Consider the following 19,087-nt stretch of genomic DNA (forward strand, 5'->3'; position numbering starts at 1 on the left):
GACGTCCAGGCACGGGTCACGCGGCTGGAGTTCGGTCCACCGGTGGGCTTCCCGGTCCAGTTCCGTGTCGTCGGGCCGGACAAGGCTGTGGTACGTGACATCGCCTACAAGGTGCGCGATGTGGTGCGTCAGAGCCCGCTGGTGCGCGACACGCAGCTGGACTGGAACGAACAGGTGCGTTCGGTCAAGGTGCAGGTCGACCAGGACAAGGCGCGCCAGCTGGGCCTGGCCAGCGCCGACATCCAGGGCCTGGTGCAAACCGCGCTGGACGGCGCGCCGGTCACGCAGATCCGCCGCGGCGAGGAACTGATTGACGTGGTCGTGCGGGCCACGCCCGAGGAGCGCAAGAGCATCGGTCAGATCGGCGACCTGCAGCTTTTCTCGCGCAGTGGCGTGACCGTTCCGCTGTCGCAGATCGCCCGCATCGAGCCAAGCTTCGAGGAGCCGGTGCTGTGGCGGCGCAACCGCGACATGGCGCTCACCGTGCGCAGCGACCTGGCGGACGGCGTCCAGGGCCCGTATGCCACGGAGCAGATCCGACCCTCGCTCAAACCCATCGTGGACAGCCTGCCCACCGGCTACCGCATCGAGGAAGGTGGTGCCATCGAGGAGAGCGACAAGGCCAACGTCGCGCTGTTCGCCGTCTTCCCGGCCATGTTCGCCGTGACGCTGCTGTTGCTGATGATCCAGCTGCAGAGCTTCTCGCGCATGTTCATGGTGTTCATGACAGGGCCGCTGGCGATCATCGGTGTCGTCCCCGCGCTGTTGACCTTTCAGGCGCCGTTCGGTTTCGTGGCGCTGCTGGGGGTGATCGCCCTTGGCGGGATGATCATGCGCAATTCGATCATCCTGGTCGACCAGATCGACCAGGACATCGCGCGCGGTGTCGCGCCCTGGACGGCCATCGTCGATGCCACGGTCCGGCGCTCGCGCCCCGTGGTGCTGACGGCCGCGGCGGCGGTGCTGGCCATGATCCCGCTCACGCGCAGCGTGTTCTGGGGGCCGATGGCGATCTCCATCATGGGCGGGCTTGTGGTGGCCACGGCGCTCACGCTGGTCTTCGTGCCAGCCCTCTATGCCGCCTGGTTCCGTGTGCGGCGTGACAGCGCAGTGCAAGCGCCAGCCCCCACGCAGCCCATGGTCGCCACGTGGACGAAGAGCGAAGTGTCCCGTGCCTGAGTGCCTCGACACCTTGCGCCGCCGACGCCCGCAACACCTCATGCACCGGATCACCATATGAAGAATCGAATTGCATTTGCCTTGTTGATGGGCGGCGTCACCACAGGCTTGATCACATTCGCGCTCATCTACCTGAATCTCGGGTTTGGAGGCTTGTTCTTGAAGGTCTGGATGCGCTCGTGGGGCCTGGCCTACCTCATCGTCGTTCCGATCATCCTGTCGGTCGCGCCCAGCTTGCAGGGGCTCATTGCGAGGCTGTTCGTCGCCACGAAGGGTGTCGACGCCGGCGACACCCGCGCGTTGCCGCCAAAGATCGTGTTCGCCCTGACCATGGGCCTCATCACGACGGGGGTGATCTCCTTTGCCGTCATCCTGATGAACCTGGGCTTCAGGCACGACTTCACCCACCTCTGGATCAGGTCTTGGGGATTGGGCTACGTGGTCGCGATCCCCGTGCTCTTGATCGTCGCGCCCCGCGTGGAACGCCTGGTCAACAAGGCATTCGCGCAATCGCCTTGATCCATGCGCAATCCCGGAAATCGATCCTGCACCGTCAAGACGGTGACCGCTCGCAGGCCGCATTGGCTTGCTGATATCCACCGAAAGGCTCAACCATGAAACTGACCGTCAACAACGTCGTCCACCAGATCGACATAGAGCCCGAGATGCCGCTGCTGTGGGTGCTGCGCGATGAACTCGGCGTCACCGGGCCAAAGTACGGCTGCGGCCTGGCGCAATGTGGTGCGTGCACCGTGCATGTGGACGGCGTCGCCGTGAGGTCCTGCTCGGTGCCCGTGGGCGCGGTGACCAGCCCGGTCACCACCATCGAGGGCATCGGCCGGCCCGATGCCCTGCACGCGGTGCAGAAGGCCTGGATCGAGCACCAGGTGGCCCAGTGCGGCTACTGCCAGTCGGGCCAGATGATGACGGCCGCCGCCTTTCTGGCCACAGAGCCGAACCCGACCGACGCGCAGATTGACCAGGCCATGTCCGGCAACCTGTGCCGCTGCGCCACCTATCCGCGCATCCGCCAGGCCGTCAAAACGGCTGCCGCCAACCTGAGGGGAGCCTGAGCCATGCCCAACATCGCACGCATCGCCCGACGCACCTTCCTGATTGGCGCTGGTGGCGTCGCCGCCGGCCTGGCCGTGGGCACCTACCTCTACAAGCGCGCCCCGGCCAACCCGCTGCAGGACGCGCTGCCTGACGGTGCGGTCTCGCTCAACCCCTACGTGCGCATCGATGCCGACGGCATCACGCTGATCACGCCGCGTGCCGACAAGGGACAAGGCGCGTACTCGGTCCAGGCAGCCCTCATCGCCGAAGAGCTGGACGTGGCCTGGGGCCAGTTCAAGGTCGATCCTGGGCCGCCCTCGGCCGCCTACTTCAACGGCGTGGTGATGGCCGAAGGCTTCCCGATTGCCGCCACCAGCGACAGCTTCATGGCGAACACCGGGCGTGGCGCGGCCGGCGTGATGGGCAAGCTGCTGGGCGTTCAGCTCACCGGCGGTTCCTCCACCGTGGCAGATGCCTTCGACAAGCTGCGCGTGGCCGGCGCCGTTGCGCGGCAGATGCTGCTGGCCGCAGCCGCCCAACAAACCGGGGTCGCGGTGGCGCAACTCAAGACCGCCGACGGTCACGTGCTGATGCCCGACGGCAAGCGCATCCCCTATACGGCGCTGGCGGCCGCCGCAGGCAAGCTGACGGCGCCCTCCGACGTGGCGCTCAAGCCGGCCAACGAATGGCGGCTGCTCGGCAAGCCCATGCAGCGCCTGGACATCGTGCCCAAGTCCACCGGCACGGCGGTGTATGGCATCGACCTGCGCATGCCAGGCATGGTGTACGCCACGGTGCGCACCAACCCGCGCCGCGATGGCGGTATCCAGCGCTTCGATGCGAAGAAGGCCGAAGCCGCCAAGGGCGTGCTGAAGGTGGTGCCCATCACCGGCGGCGTGGGCGTGATCGCAGACAACACCTGGCGCGCCTTCCAGGCAGCCCATCTGCTGGAGATCGAGTGGGGGGCAGCGCCGTACCCGGCCACCACAGGAGCCATGTTCCAGCAGGCGGGCGAGTCGTTCACGGCCGAGCGCCAGGACAGCCGCGCGAAGGACGAAGGCGATGTCGACGCCGCATTGAAGGCCACCGATCCGCAGCTCGTTCTGCAGGCCGAATACCGCGTGCCCTACCTCGCCCATGCACCGCTGGAGCCGATGAACGCCGTCGTGATGCTCAAGGACGGGCGGCTCGATGTCTGGACGGGCACGCAGATCCCGCGCTTTACCGTGACCGCGCTGGCAGCCCAGACCGGCCTGGCCGAAGACCGCATCCACCTGCATGTGCAGATCATGGGGGGCAGCTTCGGCCGCCGGCTGGAGGACGACTTTGCGCGCCAGGCCGTGGAACTGGCCCAGGCCCACCCCGGCTTGCCAATCAAGATGACCTGGACCCGCGAAGAAGACATGACGCACGACTACCCGCGCCCGCAGTTCATTGCGCGGGCGCGCGGCGCGGTGGAGGCGGGAAAGGTGCACGCCTACGACCTGGGCATCGCGTCGGCGTCGGTCAGTGCGTCGCAGTTCGGGCGACTGAACATCCCGACCCCTGGCCCCGACATGTGGATCGTGGCCGGCGCATGGGATCAGCCCTTCGCCATCCCGCACTACCGTGTCACGGGCTACCGCGTGCCCGAGATGGTGCCGGTGAGTTCCTGGCGCTCGGTGGGCGCATCGGCCAATGGGTTCCTGCACGATGGCTTTCTCGACGAGTTGATCGTGGCCGCCGGTGCAGACCCGCTGGCCGAGCGCATCCGCCTGTGCTCGCACGAGCCGTCCCGGCGCGTGCTGCAGACCGTGGGTGAACTCTCCGGCTGGGGCACACCGCTGCCCAAGGGCAGCGGCCGTGGCGTGGCCTTTGCGCTGTCCTTCGGCGTGCCGGTGGCCGAGGTGGTGGAGGTGACCGCCACGCCCCAAGGCATCCGCATCGACAAGGCCTTCGTGGTGGCTGAGGTGGGACAGGTGCTGGACCCGGTGAACCTCGAAGCCCAGATGACCGGCGGCATGCTGTTCGGCCTGAGCCACGCGATGTTCAGCGAACTCACGTACGAGGACGGCATGCCCCAGCAGACCAACTTCCACGACTACCCGAGCCTGCGCATGCACCAGGTGCCGCAAATCGCGGCCAGGGCGCTGCAGACCACGGGCGCGGGCCGCATCAAGGGCATCGGCGAACCGACCGTGCCACCGGCCGCACCGGCGCTGGCCAACGCCATCTTCGCCGCCACGGGCCAGCGCATTCGCGAGCTGCCGCTGCGCAAGCACATCGACTTTGTCTGAGCGCGGCCAGCGCCCGCTCATAGGCAGTACCGCCTCACACGATCTCTTCCCTCCACCTCACGGCTGCACACGCAGCCCCTGATCAGGACCCAACCCATGGACTGGACCTCTATTGACCTCTGGCCGTTTTCGCCGCGTGGGTGCAGATGGCTGTCGCCGCAGACGAACCTGGTTGAAGCATCGTTGTCTGATGCCTCACTGGATTCCCCTGCATGAGGCTCAAGGGGGCCGTGGCTCTCGTTGTCGGAGCTGGCAGCGCCGTGGGTACCGCTGTCGTGCGGGGCTTGCTGGCGCGCGATGTGGCCAAGGTGTACGCAGACGCGCAATTCAAGCATTTCGACACTTGGCCGACAGGTGCAACACCCCTGTGGGTGGATCTTGAGAGACGGGGGAACATCGGCGCGCTTGCGCGTGAACTGTCCGACGTGAACCTGCTCATCAACTGTCTGCTTCTCGGGCCGAATGGCGCTCCATCGGATGAAGGTGCTGACGCCCAGGGAAGCCACCGGAGATCGCCAACGGTGAGCAGGACTCTGAAGCTGATCGATGCGTTCGCGCCCGTGCTGTCCGCCAAGGGTGGCGGGGCGGTCGTCAACGTCTTGTGCGCGCTGCATTCGGGCGACACCGTACCGACGCCCTCGCGCCCCTTGGCGGAATGGATGTTGTCGAACAATCTGCAGGATCGTCTGGCGGCGCAGCAGACGCAATTGCTGTTTTTTGGAGCACAGCTCGTCGTCGTCCCAGGATTTCAGGAACTTGGCGACAAGAGCGCATTGGCTGGGCACGTCGCCATGAGGTTGCTGGACCAGCTGGACCCGGAGACTGCCCTGAACCGCCTCGAAATATGAGGAAGCGATTTCCTATGTGGGATTGCTCCCCATCTCAGAGGAAAAGCGCGCTGCGCGCCAGCTGAGAACAGGCCCGATACCGACCACTTACCGTCGAGTTCGAGGGCCCCTACCAAGGCTCAATGCCATCGATCTCACCCATCCAGCGGTTGCAGCCGTTGATGTTGCCCCCGTGAATTCACGGTCTGGGCCTCACAGCGGCATCCTTGCGACTCAATGAACCCACAGCACCTCAAACAGCTGTCGGACTGGAGCGACTTGTATCGACACCTCATCACCCTCGCATTTACCCAGCATGGCCATGCCCAACGGGGCTTCGCTGCTGATGACCTGAACGAGTTGAGCGCCGCTGACCAAGGACTTCACTAACTTCAGTCTGGTACAGCTGGCGGGGGCAGGTCACAGGATGGCACGGCTGTTGTCTAGCAACTGCGCCCGCCTTCGCTAAATCGGGCAAACTCTGCCCGATGGTGCAACGCCAGTTCGTACGCCTTGATGAGGATCCTTTGCACGGCCCGGAGTCGACCGTGCCCTCGGCAGCCTTGCGCGCTTACGAGGTGCAGTCGACGCTGCGACCATACCTGTCCAATATCCTGTCGTACCGCGAGACCTTTGCGCCGGGCCAGGAGGTCGTGGAACGCGTGATTCCCGACGGCGCGGTGCGGCTTGTCGTCAACCTGGGTGAGTCACCGAGCAGCGACGGAGCGCCGGCTCCGGCGATGCTGGTTCTCGGGCCGTCGGCAACGCCTGCGCGGGTGAGCCAGCGTGGCCATGCCCACGGACTGGCGATCACATTGCATCCCGGTGCGGCCGGGGTGCTGCTCGGTGTGCCCGCCGGCGAACTCGCCGGCACGGCCGTGCCACTCGATGCGCTTTGGCAGCAGGACAGTGGTGGGTTGTTGAGTCGCTTGCACGAGCAAACCTCGGACGCCGCACGCATCGATGTCCTGCAAACCGAGTTGGCCCACCGCTTGCGGCACAGCACGCCAGCCGTGCACCTCACCGCCACGCACGCCCTGCGGCTGCTGATCGAAGCCGCAGGGCAGTTGTCGGTGCGCGAAGTGGCTTCGGCCGTCGGCGTCGGTGAACGCCGCCTGCAGCAGTTGTTCAATACGCACATCGGCCTGTCACCGAGTGCTTGGCGCCGGCTGGCTCGCCTGCACGGCTGCCTTCGTACGCTGCGACGGCAAACCAAGCCCGAGTGGAGCGATGTGGCCCTCGAGGCCGGCTACTACGACCAGTCGCATCTGATCAACGAGTTCCAGGCCCTCTGCGGCTGCACGCCGATGGAGTTCCGCCGCGTGGCGATTTCGGGTTCTTCCAAGATCGTGGCTTGAGTCCAGACTAACCTGGAGTCTGGGCAGCAAACAGGAGCTTCAATGGCAGACAAACCAGTCGATCGACCGTTGCACGGCCGGGTCGCGGTCGTTACCGGCGGCAGCCGAGGTGCGGGCCGGGGCATTGCCCTCGAGCTCGGAGCCGCCGGCGCCACCGTCTACGTCACGGGGCGCAGCACCCGCGCGGAGCCGGCGCCGACCTACACGCAGTTGATGGCGCTTTCGCACCTGTCCCAGCTTCCGGGCTCGATCGAAGACACAGCGGAGGATCTGACTCGCCTGGGCGGACAAGGCATTGCGGTGCGGTGCGACCACACGCGAGAAGACGATGTGGCTCAGCTGTTCGAACGGGTGCAGCGGGACCAGGGCCGACTCGACCTGCTGGTCAACAACGCCTGGGGCGGGCACGAGAGCTTCAACGGCGTCTTCGTGGCTCCCTTCTGGGAGCACCCGTTCGCCCACTGGGACACGATGTTCGATCACGGCGTGCGCAATCACCTGCTGGCCAGTCGCTGCGCGGCCCCCATGCTCGTGCGCCAGCGGCATGGACTGATCGTGACCACGACTTTCTGGGATCGTGATCGCTACATGCACGGCAATCTGTACTACGACCTGGCCAAGGCAGCGATGTGTCGCCTGGCGTTCGGCATGGCACAGGATTTGAAGCCGCACGGCGTGGCCTCGATCGCCGTCTCCCCCGGCTGGATGCGCACCGAGTTCGTGCTGGCCGGGCACCAGGCCGACGAGACGAACTGGCGCGAACGCCCAGCGCTCTCGAAGACCGAGTCGCCGCGCTACCTGGGGCGCGCCGTCGCCGCGCTGGCCGCCGACACGCAAGCAATGGACAAGACCGGCCGCGTGTTGCGCGTTGCCGATCTCGCAGCCGAATATGGCTTCACCGACATTGACGGCCGGCAGGTGCCGCCTTTCGAGCTGGACCGGGCATGAGCTCGATCAGTTCACCCACCAAGCCCACGGTTTTCTATGGGGTTGAACCCACGCTGGACGCGGAGTCGTTCAGGCGGGTGCTCGACGAATCGGGGCTCGGCCGCATCCGTCCGACCGGCGACCTGTTGCGCTTGCAAGCCATGCTGTCGGCGGCCGATCTCATCGTCACCGCCCGGCTCGCCGTGGCGGGCGGTCCGCTGGTGGGCGTGGCGCGCTGCCTCACCGACCATGCGTGGTGCTGCTATCTCTCCGACCTCGCCGTGGTGAGCGTGGCCCAGGGCCAACGCATCGGCCAGGGCCTGCTCGACGAAGTGCGGCGGCACCTCGGCCCTCAAGTGGCACTGATCCTCTTGTCGGTACCCGAGGCGGCGGCCTTCTACCAGCGGGCAGGCATGGAGCGCATCGCCGACGCGTTCTGGTACCCGCGCGAACGCTGACGATACGGCGCTCGCCATGCTGGTTTCATCAACCTTCTTGAACCGTACGAACGTGACAACCGTTCCTCCGCCTGTCCTTCATCAGTTGCGACTCGTCTGCCTGGACCTGCCCGAAGCGGCCGAGCAGCAGGCCTGGGTCGGAATCCGATGGGTCGTCGCCAAGAAGAATTTCGCGCACGTGCTGATGATCGAAGCGGGCTATCCGCCGGCCTATGCCAAGGCGGCCGGCTCCGCCGGCCCCCTCTGCGTGCTGACCGTTCGCGGCCCGCGTCCGGCCATCGATGCGCCACGGTTCAGGCGTGCTCCGTTCTTTCGCCCGCCTTGGTTTGACAACATCGTCGGCCTATCCATCGATGCGTCAACCGATTGGGAAGAAGTGCAGGATCTGCTTGTCCAGAGCTATTGCCTACTCGCGCCCATGCGTTTGAGCGAAAGGATGGATCGGCGCCGAGATTGATGGGGATCATCAACTGTTGCAATGCAGAGGGGCCGTTCATCGGCCGACCTGCGCCGAGGGCCGACTGGTCAATTTCGTGCGGACGGGCAATGGCTCAGTGCAAGGCTACCGGACAACGCCGGCTGATCGCTGAGACCGCTTTGGGTCGTCGAGCGGTCGCTTGCGCCCTCGCTCGGTGAACGCAGGGTGTGGTGCCTCACCAATGCGCCGTCTTCAAATTTGAATATACGCACCCAGTTTCAAGCGGATGCTCACTGGTGACTGGCAAGTTTGCAGCGACAGCCGCCTGTGGACGCTGCCGGGTAGGCTCATGCTGATTGCCACGAAGCGGCTGTTCAGTTAGCGACGTGTAGTGGCCCGAGCGGCAGCAGTGCGTGGTACTGCGGTCATAGGACCTTAGCGACATGGCTTGAGAAGCTGGACCGACCGCTTCGGTATCACCTGGACAGGCGGTTTCGACCCTGAAGCGACGCTGAGCATTTGCGAAAGCGAAACTTCGGCTTCACATGCGCAACAATCCTGTTACAACAACATATGTAACAGGGAGAAATACATGAGGCTGCATGCCTATCGCTTAAGGAACTACCGTCGCCTGCGCGACGTGGTTGTCGAGCTTGACGACCAGATTTCGATCTTCGTCGGTGCAAACAACAGCGGCAAGACGTCCACCGCGCAGGGCCTCCAGATGATGATCGAGGGGAAGAAGAGCAAATTCAAGCTCTTCGATTTCAGTGCTCCCTTGTGGAAAACCTTCGATGAGATCGGCGAAGCAGCGCCTGATACCGACAACCCGGTCGCCCTTCCGACCATCTCCTTGGATCTCTGGTTCACCGTCGGCGCGCAAGACCTGGTCGCGGCCATGCCTCTCCTTCCTAGTACTGACTGGGAGGGCCGCTTCGTCGGCATCCGCATCTGCTTCGAACCGGGGAGCTCTTACGAAGTCATTAAGCGTTTTCGAGAAAAAAGAGATGCAGCAAATGCTGCGGCCGTCGCATCAAACGTCGCTGGTGCCGACTATCAGCCCTGGCCCCAAACGCTCACCAAATACCTCGCAGATCAGCTTGCCAACGAATACCAGCTGCGGTACTACGTACTCGACGAGCGCCAGTTTGAAAGCTTCAAAGAGCGCGATGCGAGTTATGAGCCCCTGCCCGCATCCGTTGATCCGGGAGGCGCAACGATCCTCAAGTCCCTCTTGAAAGTGGATTTCCTTCGGGCCCAAAGACACCTTGACGATCCTGACTCGGACAGCACTGGGAGCGGGAGCAGTGCGCGCGACGAAAACCTTTCCAAACGCTTGAGCCGTTTCTATGAGCGCAACCTTGAGAAGCGGGCTGATGACCATGCGATGCTCAAGGCGCTGTCCTCGTCAGAAAAAGGATTGAACGACCACCTTGAGCAGGTGTTCCGTAAGACCTTGGAACGGCTCTCAAAGCTTGGTTACCCTGGCATTAAAAACCCGGAGATCATCATCCGCGCCCAGTTGGACCCTAGCAAGGTACTCAACCAAGACGCCACCCGCGTGCACTACGTGCTGCCGGGAGATGAGAAGGCGCAACTTCCCGACAGCTACAACGGCTTGGGCTACAAGAATCTCATCTACATGGTGGTCGAACTGCTTGACCTCCACGAACGATGGAAAGATGACGAGGACCGCCCTCCGCTCCACCTCATTTTCATTGAAGAACCTGAGGCCCATTTGCATGCCCAGGTGCAACAGGTTTTCATCCGCAACGTCCTCACCTTGCTCGGGCAAGACGCCGCTGACGATGATGGCTTCTTCGCGACCCAGCTGGTGGTGACCACCCATTCGCCGCACATCCTCTATGAGCGTGGCTTCGGACCGATTCGCTACTTCCGCAGGGTGAGCGATGCTCTCGATAGCTTTACGGAGGTCAAAAACCTGTCGAGGTTCAAGTCAACCGAAAGTGAGAAGGCATCCCGCGAGTTCTTGCAGCGGTATCTGAAGCTCACCCACTGCGACCTCTTCTTCTCTGATGCCGCAATTCTGGTCGAGGGGAATGTCGAGCGTCTACTGATGCCCGCGATGATCGAGACGACGGCCAAGCGGCTGCGCTCCAGCGCCCTCACCATTCTCGAGGTCGGTGGCGCGTTCGCGCATCGCTTCAAAGAGCTCATCGAGTTTGTGGGCATCACCACACTTGTCATCACGGACATCGACAGCGTTCTCCCGAAAGCGGCGGTAGCCGTCGCTGACGCTGAAGATGTTGAGGACGGGGATGATCAGACCGAGCCGGATGACGATGAGAACTCGCCAAAAACCTTTGAGGTGAATGATGGCGAAGATGACTTGGGCAACAAGAAAGTCAGCAAGAAGAAGGGATCTACTTGCTTCGCCGAAGAGCCCGGGGCGTTGACCGCCAACCAGACGCTCATCAGCTGGATTCCGCAGAAACAGACGGTTGCCGATCTACTTGTCGTCCTTGAGGGGGAAAAGACTCTCGCCCTTGCCGACGCCGCAGGAGCCTTGGTCCGCGTTGCCTACCAGATCCGAACGAAGGTCACGGTTGGCGACGCCTCGGAGGACCTCTGCGGTCGGACGCTTGAAGAAGCGTTCGGTCTTGAGAACTCTGCTTGGGTGCAGGACAAGACCAACCAGCGTGTGGGCCTGCGCCTGCGTCCGCCGCCTACGACGCCAAGAGACCTCGCCCAACGACTTCACAAAAGGGTTACCAGTAAAAACTTCGACAAAATGCGCTTCGCTCTGGAGGTTCTCGCCAGTGGGCCGGAGAGTAAATGGAAGGTGCCGCGCTATATCGCTGAAGGCCTACGTTGGCTTGAGGCACAAGTAGCACATGAAGCCGAAGCCGAGTTGGCGCTGGCTTCGGCATCTGAGGCGATACAGGTCGTCGAAGGTGTCACTGCGGTTGTAATGAAAGCAGGAGAGGCCTCCCATGAGTAAGCGCCTCTTGAGCTCGGACACAGAGGCGGACAAGACAATTCGGGCATGCATTGGATCGAAGCCACCCCAGTCTTTCGTTGTGCGCGCCGGTGCGGGCTCCGGCAAGACCACCTCGCTCATCAAGGCGTTGGCCTGCGTCTTGGAGGTGCACGGACCGTCGCTCCGACGGAAGAAGCAGCAGGTCGCATGCATCACGTACACGGACCTTGCAGCTAAGGAGGTCTCAGAAGATGTGGACGCCAATCCGCTGGTTCGGGTTTCGACCATCCATAGCTTCTACTGGTCCATCATCAAGTCGTTCCAATCCGACATAAAGCTCTGGGTAGTCGCCAACATTGAAGCGCGGCTTGTACAGCTGGGCGAAGACGCAGCAAACTTCAGCAATCGCACGCGGGCACAGACCAAAGAGAACAACGCACGGGATGTGCAGAGGTATACCGCCCAGCGCATTGCAATGCCTAAGGTGAAAGCGTTTACCTACGGCATGGGCAGCGACTATCCAAAGGGCATCCTCGGTCACGACGACATCATCAAGATTGCGAACTTCCTGATGATGGAGCGCCCGCTGTTTCGCCGGCTTGTGGCGCTTGGCTTTCCATTCATCTTTGTTGATGAGAGCCAGGACACGATGGTGGACGTGGTCGAGTCCTTCAAGCGCGTCGAGGTCGACATGCGTGGTCAGTTCTGCCTTGGATTCTTCGGCGACCCGATGCAGAAGATTTATCTCACGGGCATCGGCAATGTCACCCACGACGGTAGCTGGATGGACATCGATAAGCCCGAAAACTACCGTTGCGCACAGTCCGTTCTGGCTGTCGCAAATGCTGTACGTGAACCGGACGATGGATTGAAGCAGATCCGTGGGGCGATGAGGGAGGTCGACGGAGCTGCAATGGAACCCATCGTCGGCACAGCACGACTCTTTGTGCTGCCATCGTCACTGGACCGACAGCAAGCCCTGAGTCAAGTCCGAGAATGGACCGCCCGAGCCAATGACGACGACGGCTGGCGTGGTGATCGAGCCGAGGATGTAAAGGTTCTCGTCATCGTCCATAGGATGGCTGCCAAGCGGATGGGATTCGGTGAGATCTACGCTGCGCTAAACGACGGCGCACCGGCGTCGATGAAGCAGGGTTTCCAGGACGCTACTGCTTGGCCGTTAAGGCCGTTCACGGCGTTTGTCCTTCCAATCGTCACTGCGATGAAGAGCAACGACGAGTTCACGGCGATGAACTTGCTCAGGCAGTTTTCTCCTCGCCTGAAAGAGGGAGCTCAGCCGGGCAAGGATGTAGCAGCGTCGTTACGAGAAATCAGGGCGTCGGTGCTGCGTTTGGTCGAGCTGATGGAGCCTGCTGCGGCTAGCATTCGAGAGGTTCTCGACCACCTCCGACAATTCGGTCTCTTCACATTTGATCAACGCTACCAGCGAGCACTCGACTTGATGCTTGACGAGTCGGAGGAGAACGCCGACCACACCAGCGTCGGTGGACCGACTGCTGCGACAAGTCCAGCTGCGACCGAAGGCGGTGAAAACGAGGAAGAACAAGGCGGGGGTTCAGCATCCAGTGATGCGGCGGTTTTGGCGTTCCTAGAGTGTGGGGCAGCGGAGATGTGGCCATACCGGAGGTATGTGGCCTCCGAGTCCCCTTTCGCAACCCAGCATGGCGTCAAGGGGGCCGAGTTCGACCGTGTCCTCGTCGTTATGGACGAGGAAGAGAGCGATTTCAATCTCTACAACTACGAGAAATATTTCGGGATTACACCGTTGAGTCCCAACGATCAAAAGAAAATTGACGCGGGCGAAGACAACATCTTGGCCCGCACCCGGCGGTTGCTCTACGTTTGCTGCACTCGCGCGAAACGCGACTTGGTCTTGGTACTGTTCACCGCAGACGAATCATCTGCGCGGGAAAAGGTGAAGAGTTCTGGCCTGCTGCCAGAGGACTGCATCATGAGTGGCGACTCGTTTGAGGCAATGAGTACTTGAACTTGACCCGGATCGAGAGCACCTTGGCGAGCAGGTCTTTCGTGTGTGTAAGTCACTCTATCGAGTTGGGCCATGTGCGATCATTGACCGCATTTGAAATCAATCTCGATGCCAGACTGACTCGACGTCGGGTGACTGCTTTGCACTGCGGCAGCGTTCGCCAGCCTCTGGCCACGGTCCACGCAGCCTCTCGGCGTGCTACTGCGACTCCAGGCGACCAACTTCCCTAGCAGCACGTTCAAGAAGAGTCTCTGCGTCTCGAAGCTCCCGGATTGCGCGTGCAATGTTGGCCTCGCCTGGCGCAACTTCAGCTGCCCTCCTCAATGCACGCAAAGCGTCTTCTACTGCACTGAGGGCATCCTTGACTTTTCGCTTGGCTGACATTGAGTTTCCTATGAGTGCTATTGAGCGAATGCCTAGAAGCTAGACGACAGGCGTTGGCCAATCATGCCATTTCAGCACGGAAAGTTGCAGGATACTGGTGTGACTGCGTTAAGCCGATGACCGTTGAAGGCAGTCGAGCGGTCACTTGATATCCGGGATGGTGAACGACCGGTTGCGGTGACTCGAAAAACCCCAGTTGTCAAAATTGAATGTCCGGACCCAGCCTTGACCAGGCGTTGAACGCGACTGAGTGAACTACCGGCTCCTGGCCGACAGCCGACACGCGTCAGTCCCCATACCGCTCGACCCAAACCGCCGGCGACATGCTGCCTGCGGTGAACCTCAGGCTCTGTCAATCAGCCAACGCTTCGAGCCAGCGCGCGGCCACTGTCCTCGCCCGCTGAGCTTTGGGAGCAAAAGCGCGCCAGAGCGTGCAGTCGTGGTGAGTTGGTGCACCTGCACATCGGGGTGGCGCTGCTGGAGCCCATGCCCATGCCCATGCCCGGGCGAGTGCGGCAACGCGGCGCAAGGTGCCGGTGCATCGGCCGTTCAAACGGCGAAGTCCTTGCGTCCAACGGCAAGGACCACGCGCCACCTTGCCCAGGGCAGCCCACCCTCAGTGGCTGGCGGCCTCCCTGGCGTGCAGCTTGGCCGCGATGTATTCACCGTGCGTCACATGCAGCAGGCCGGCGACCTTGCTGATGAGGTGGTTCTCGTGCACGTCGAGGTGGCCGTCGGCAAAGGCGATCTGCCACATGGCCTCGACCACCTGGATTTTCTGTTCCTGGGTGAACTGCTCGTTCAGGGTGCTGGTGAAGCGGTGGTAGTCGTACAGGCCCTGGGCCGTGGCCTCGGCCAGCTCCACCAGGCGCGCGAGTTCGTCCGGTGTCAACGCGAATTTGGTGTTCAGTGCCGCGAACAGCGCGGCCTGCTCGTCGGGCCCGGTGGCGGGGTCGGCCTTGATCACCTCCACCAGCAGCACGGCGGTGGCCAGTTGCACGGTGTGCTGGCGCTCGGTGGGCGAGGATGGCGCGGCCGGCGCGGTGAAGGCGTCGAACAGGTCTTTGAGGGTGCGGAGCATGGGTGGTGTTTTTGCGTCGGTGTCAAGGCAGCAGGCGCAGCACCCGCCCGTTGCGCGCGTCGGTGAGCAGGTAGATGAAACCGTCGGGGCCTTCGCGCACGTCGCGCACGCGTTCGCCGATGTCGGCCTGCAGTTTTTCTTCCTTCACCACCTTGGTGCCGCTGAGCGTGAGCCGGGCCACGTGCTGGAACTTCAGCGAACCCACCAGCATGCTGCCCTTCCAGGCCTTGCCGTAGCGATCGCTGGTCACAAAGGCCATGCCGGAGGGTGCAATGGACGGCACCCAGTAATGCTCCGGCTGCTCCATGCCCGCCTGGCTGGTGATGCCCTGGCCGATGGCGCCGCCGCCGTAGTTTTCGCCGTAGGTGATGACCGGCCAGCCGTAGTTCTTGCCGGCCTCGGGGTGGTTGATTTCGTCGCCGCCCTGCGGGCCGTGTTCGCTGGTCCAGAGCCGGCCGTCGGGGCCCAGGGCCGCGCCCTGCAGGTTGCGGTGGCCGTAGCTCCAGATCTCGGGCAGTGCGCCGGGGCGCGTGGTGAAGGGGTTGTCGGGCGGCGCCGTGCCGTCCTTGCGCAGGCGCACCACCTTGCCGTGGTGGTTGTCGAGCGTCTGCGCGTCGTCCTTGCGGGCGAAGCGGTCGCCCAGCGTGAGGAACAGCGTGTGGTCTTTGCCCTCGACGATGCGGCAGCCGAAGTGCGCCTTGCTGGCGAACTTGGGCTTCTGGCTGAACACGACCTTCACGCCCTCCAGCGCGGTGGCGTCGTCGGACAGGCGGGCCGAGGCCAGGGCGGTGGAGTTGCCGCCGGCGCCGGGTTCGGAGAAGCAGAAGTAGAGGGTGCGGTTGCGCGCGAAGTCGCGGTCGGTGATCACGTCGAGCAGGCCGCCCTGCCCCTGGGCATCGACCTTGGGCAGGCCCGCGAGCGGGGCGCCCAGCGTGCCGTCGGCCGCGACCACGCGCATGCGGCCGGGCCGTTCGGTGACCAGCAGGCGACCACCGTCGATGAAGGCCAGGCCCCAGGGGTTTTGCAGGCCGCTGGCCACGACCTCGATGCGCAGCTTGGCCGCGTTGGCGCTCGCCGCCAACAACAGCGCGAGCGGAATGGCAAAAAGGGACGCACGGGTCATGGGGTTCTCCTGTGTTTCAAGCGATCGCGGTGGGAGCCCCTGCCAGCCCCCATGGTTCCCGGGCTTCCCAGGGTCAGCCGAAGGGGCGAACGCCGAACAGTGCCGCGTGGGCCCACATCACCGTCAGGCCATAGAGCGCCAGTCCGCCGATCAGGGCGATGGCGTCGTTGGCCCCGGTGGCGGGCAAGGCCGGCGCGCTGCGGATCAGCCCGGCCAACGCGCGGCGCTTCACCGAGATGCGGTCGGCCACGGCCCAGACGAGGAAGCCACCGAACAGCAGCACGTCGGCCAGCGAGCCGCCCGTGACCGACTGGGCCAGCAGGTGGGCCAACGCCCAGAGCTTGACCGCGAGCAGCATGGGGTGTCTGGTGGCGCGCTGGATGCGCCCGGGCAGGTAGGCCGCGAACAGCAAGACGAAGACCGGGAGCATGAGCAGCGCGGCCAGGTGCCGGAAGCCGCCGGGCAGGCTGTAGAGCATCACCGGGGTTTCGCGCGCCAGGCCGTAGCCCCAGACGATGAGCACCAGCCCGACGGCCGAGACCACCGAGTACATGCCTTTGAAGGCGTTTTCGCCCATCTGCGCCGCGAGCCGGTTGCGCCCCCTGGGCGACACGATGGAGACGCTGTGCACGCCGAGAAACAACACCAGACCCAGAACCAGCCACGCCATGTCAATCCCCCCTGTTGATTGCACGCCAGAAGGCCTGAAGGTGGCTTGGCGCAATGTGGTGCCGACTGTAGCGCGAAGCGCCGCACAGCGCATGGCAGCGATGGGTGTTCGAGCACCTCGCGCGGGCCGATGGCGTCACCCCGTTCTCAAGGAAGAGTGGGCATGCCTGGGCTCGCTCCTGCATCAGGTCGGGGCAGGTGGCTCAGTCGCCCACCCGACCCAGCGCCAGAACCGCGTCGTCCATCGTGGGACGCAGCACCGGATCGGTCTGCAAACAGGCCCGCGCCAGCCCATCCAGAGCGGCCCACACCGGCCCATCGCCGGCGCCGGCGTGCGCCACCAGCTCCTCCAGCAGGCACCCAAAGGCCCTCACCTCCAGCGCCTGCAAGGCCCGCCGAAGCTCCGGCCGGCCCACGGGCAACAGCGTTGCCGCGCCGAAGTCGCTCAGCATCGCCTCGCCGCTCGCGGGGTTCCACAGGATGTTGTGCGCGTACAGGTCGCCGTGCACCACGCCCCGCTGGTGCAGGTGGGCCACCGCGCCGGCGATGGTGCGGGCCAGCCGCAGCGCCTGCGGCGCGCCGATGTGCCAGCCTTCGGCGTACACGTCGCGCGTGCAGCTGTCCATGCTGGGCGGCCCGGCCAGGTGCACATGCCCCGGCGGGATCAGCGGCAACAGCAGGCCTGGCGTGCCTTGCGGGTGCTCACACAACTCGGCCACGGGCGTGCACAAGGCAGGGTGCTGGCCGGCCACGAGGCTGCCCGCCAGCTCGTGCTCGGGCAGGCCGTCGCTGGTGACCGCGCCCTTGAACAGCTTGAGCGCGAGCCCCGTCTCGTGGCCCGGCGCCTCGACCCGCGAGATGCGGCCCGACGCGCCCTCGCCCAGCGCCAAGCCCATCTGCAGAGCGGCCCAGGACACCCGGGGCAAGGGTGCGGGCGCGGGCACGGTCCAGCCCAGCGGGTTGCCCGAGAGCGCCAGCCAGGCCAGGCGCGGCAAAGCGGTCAGCCAGGCGGGCAGTTGCTCGAAGCGGTTGGCCGAGAGCCGCAGCAGCTCCAGCCGCTCGGCGTGGGCCAGGCCCTCGGGCAGCGCGCTCAGGCGGTTGCCCGCGAGCATGAGCTTTTGCATCAGCGGGCGCTCGCCCAGCGCGTCGGGCAGGTGGTGAATGGCGTTGTCGGTCAGGATCAGCCAGCGCAGGGCCGGCGGCAGGGCGGCAGCGGGCACGCGGGCAATCTCGCAGGCCTTGAACCCCACCACCTGCAAGGCCGGGCAGTCGCCCAGCACCTCGGGCAGTTCGGTGAACGGGTTGTCGGAGCAGAAGATGATCTTCAGCTTCTTCAGGCGCGACAGCTCGGGCGGCAACGTGCTCAGGCGGTTGCCGCTGAGGTTGAGCACCTCCAGCGTGTCGGCCAGCGCGAACACCTCCTCCGGCAGCTCGGTCAGGCCCGCGCTCAGGTCAAGCCGACGGGTGCCGGCGAGCGCGCCGCTGCGCAGTTGTTCAAGGGTGTGCATGCAAAGACCAGAGGGTTTGAGGTGGCATCGGCGGCGCCGTGCCGGGGAAAGACCGATTATCGAAGCCAGAGCACCGGCCACCGCCCGCACCGCGCCAGGCGGGGGGCGGGCTCCTAGAATCGGTCAACCCCATTTTCAGCGGAGCGAACATGAACAAAAAACACTTGGTGATGGCGGCCCTGCTGGCCGCGGGCAGCGCACCGTGGGCACAGGCCCAGAGCGTCTACGGCGAGATCGGCTACTCGCCGCTCTCGCTCGGCCTGTCGGTGCCGGTGATCGGCCTGCGCGCCACCGCCGAGCCCGTGATGCTGCGGGGCCTGGTGGGTTTTCAGCTCATCGACAGCTTCGCGATCGAGGCCATCGGTGGCCTCAACGCCCGCAGCAGCAGCGTGAAGAACAGCGGCTCCAGCGGCATCAGCACCACGGCGAAGGTGAACCAGCTCTATGGCGTGTACCTGACGCCGAAGTTCGGCCTTGGCCCGGTGGAGGTGTTCGGTCGCGTCGGCATGGCGCGCACCAAGGTGACGTTCCAGGGCCTGGGCTCCGGCGAAGACAAGAAGCTCTCCTACGGCTTCGGGCTGCGCCTCATGCCCACCGACCACCTCTCGCTGAGCGTGGACCACATGAACTACCTCGACAGCGGCGGTGCGAGCGTGGACGGGTATTCGCTGAACCTGGGCCTGCGTTTCTGAGGCTTGGGAGAGTTCGCTTTTCTTTAAAGGGTTTTTGCGGCGCTGCTGCTGAGTTGGCGGTGGCTGCTCCTCGCAATGCTGCGGCAGGCGCTGCCCGGCGGGGGGCTCATCCGGGGTGGTCGGCGCTGCGCGCCGACTCCGCTGTGCCCACCAGCCTGGGGCCAGCGCGGCCAAACTCGCGC

16 protein-coding genes and 1 pseudogene are annotated in these 19,087 nt (G+C 64.4%); 12 read left to right on the forward strand and 5 right to left on the reverse strand.

The features are described from left to right. The first annotated feature begins 87 nt into the window (after positions 1-87). From IM738_RS15005 to IM738_RS15025, 5 genes are all read left to right on the forward strand, one after another. Positions 88-1,179, forward strand: a complete 1,092-nt coding sequence (locus tag IM738_RS15005; protein ID WP_236961718.1) for an efflux RND transporter permease subunit — start codon at positions 88-90, stop codon at positions 1,177-1,179. A gap of 57 nt (positions 1,180-1,236) precedes the next feature. After that, positions 1,237-1,698 carry a DUF2798 domain-containing protein gene (locus IM738_RS15010; RefSeq protein WP_236961720.1) on the forward strand — a complete coding sequence of 154 codons (462 nt, stop codon included), beginning with the start codon at positions 1,237-1,239 and terminating at the stop codon, positions 1,696-1,698. 95 nt (positions 1,699-1,793) lie between these two features. Beyond that, entirely contained in the window at positions 1,794-2,252 is a 459-nt protein-coding gene (locus tag IM738_RS15015; protein WP_236961722.1) for a (2Fe-2S)-binding protein, read from the forward strand. Between the two features lie 3 nt (positions 2,253-2,255). Continuing rightward, positions 2,256-4,511 (forward strand): xanthine dehydrogenase family protein molybdopterin-binding subunit, encoded by a 2,256-nt coding sequence (locus IM738_RS26040; RefSeq protein WP_236961724.1) that lies wholly within the window; start codon positions 2,256-2,258, stop codon positions 4,509-4,511. A 260-nt stretch (positions 4,512-4,771) separates the two neighbouring features. Further along, positions 4,772-5,359, forward strand: coding sequence for a hypothetical protein (locus tag IM738_RS15025; protein WP_236961725.1), 588 nt, complete (start codon positions 4,772-4,774; stop codon positions 5,357-5,359). Between the two features lie 213 nt (positions 5,360-5,572). Here the strand turns inward: IM738_RS15025 and IM738_RS15030 are convergent. Further along, positions 5,573-5,716: pseudogene (locus IM738_RS15030) on the reverse strand (GreA/GreB family elongation factor); the annotation flags it as partial. 110 nt (positions 5,717-5,826) lie between these two features. Between IM738_RS15030 and IM738_RS15035 the strand changes: the two are divergent. From IM738_RS15035 to IM738_RS15060, 6 genes are all read left to right on the forward strand, one after another. Next, positions 5,827-6,696, forward strand: a complete 870-nt coding sequence (locus IM738_RS15035; RefSeq protein ID WP_236961727.1) for a helix-turn-helix transcriptional regulator — start codon at positions 5,827-5,829, stop codon at positions 6,694-6,696. Positions 6,697-6,738: 42 nt separating this feature from the next. Further along, the gene (locus IM738_RS15040) at positions 6,739-7,644 is read left to right on the forward strand and encodes an SDR family NAD(P)-dependent oxidoreductase (RefSeq protein WP_236961729.1); all 906 of its coding nucleotides are present in this window, start codon (positions 6,739-6,741) and stop codon (positions 7,642-7,644) included. Beyond that, positions 7,641-8,081 (forward strand): GNAT family N-acetyltransferase, encoded by a 441-nt coding sequence (locus IM738_RS15045; protein WP_236961731.1) that lies wholly within the window; start codon positions 7,641-7,643, stop codon positions 8,079-8,081. Before IM738_RS15040 ends, IM738_RS15045 begins: the two co-directional genes overlap by 4 nt. A gap of 16 nt (positions 8,082-8,097) precedes the next feature. After that, positions 8,098-8,538, forward strand: coding sequence for a hypothetical protein (locus IM738_RS15050; RefSeq protein WP_236961733.1), 441 nt, complete (start codon positions 8,098-8,100; stop codon positions 8,536-8,538). A gap of 553 nt (positions 8,539-9,091) precedes the next feature. Beyond that, entirely contained in the window at positions 9,092-11,461 is a 2,370-nt protein-coding gene (locus tag IM738_RS15055; protein WP_236961734.1) for an AAA family ATPase, read from the forward strand. Further along, positions 11,454-13,448, forward strand: coding sequence for a UvrD-helicase domain-containing protein (locus IM738_RS15060; RefSeq protein WP_236961736.1), 1,995 nt, complete (start codon positions 11,454-11,456; stop codon positions 13,446-13,448). The genes IM738_RS15055 and IM738_RS15060 overlap by 8 nt, the downstream gene beginning before the upstream one ends. 1,000 nt (positions 13,449-14,448) lie before the next feature. Here the strand turns inward: IM738_RS15060 and IM738_RS15065 are convergent. The 4 genes from IM738_RS15065 to IM738_RS15080 form a co-directional block, all read right to left on the reverse strand. Next, a complete protein-coding gene (locus tag IM738_RS15065; RefSeq protein ID WP_236961738.1) occupies positions 14,449-14,913 on the reverse strand; it encodes a tellurite resistance TerB family protein in 465 nt (154 codons plus the stop codon). Between the two features lie 22 nt (positions 14,914-14,935). Continuing rightward, positions 14,936-16,036 carry a PQQ-dependent sugar dehydrogenase gene (locus IM738_RS15070; protein WP_236961740.1) on the reverse strand — a complete coding sequence of 367 codons (1,101 nt, stop codon included), beginning with the start codon at positions 16,034-16,036 and terminating at the stop codon, positions 14,936-14,938. A 73-nt stretch (positions 16,037-16,109) separates the two neighbouring features. After that, entirely contained in the window at positions 16,110-16,706 is a 597-nt protein-coding gene (locus IM738_RS15075; RefSeq protein WP_236961742.1) for an NnrU family protein, read from the reverse strand. Between the two features lie 202 nt (positions 16,707-16,908). Then, entirely contained in the window at positions 16,909-18,213 is a 1,305-nt protein-coding gene (locus tag IM738_RS15080) for a leucine-rich repeat-containing protein kinase family protein (RefSeq protein WP_236961744.1), read from the reverse strand. A gap of 149 nt (positions 18,214-18,362) precedes the next feature. On the opposite strand from IM738_RS15080, the gene IM738_RS15085 reads away from it, so the two are divergent. Further along, positions 18,363-18,905 carry an outer membrane beta-barrel protein gene (locus IM738_RS15085; RefSeq protein ID WP_236961746.1) on the forward strand — a complete coding sequence of 181 codons (543 nt, stop codon included), beginning with the start codon at positions 18,363-18,365 and terminating at the stop codon, positions 18,903-18,905. Positions 18,906-19,087: the final 182 nt, after the last annotated feature.

Origin of the sequence: Hydrogenophaga sp. SL48 (assembly GCF_021729865.1) — a bacterium.
Classification (GTDB): domain Bacteria; phylum Pseudomonadota; class Gammaproteobacteria; order Burkholderiales; family Burkholderiaceae_C; genus Hydrogenophaga.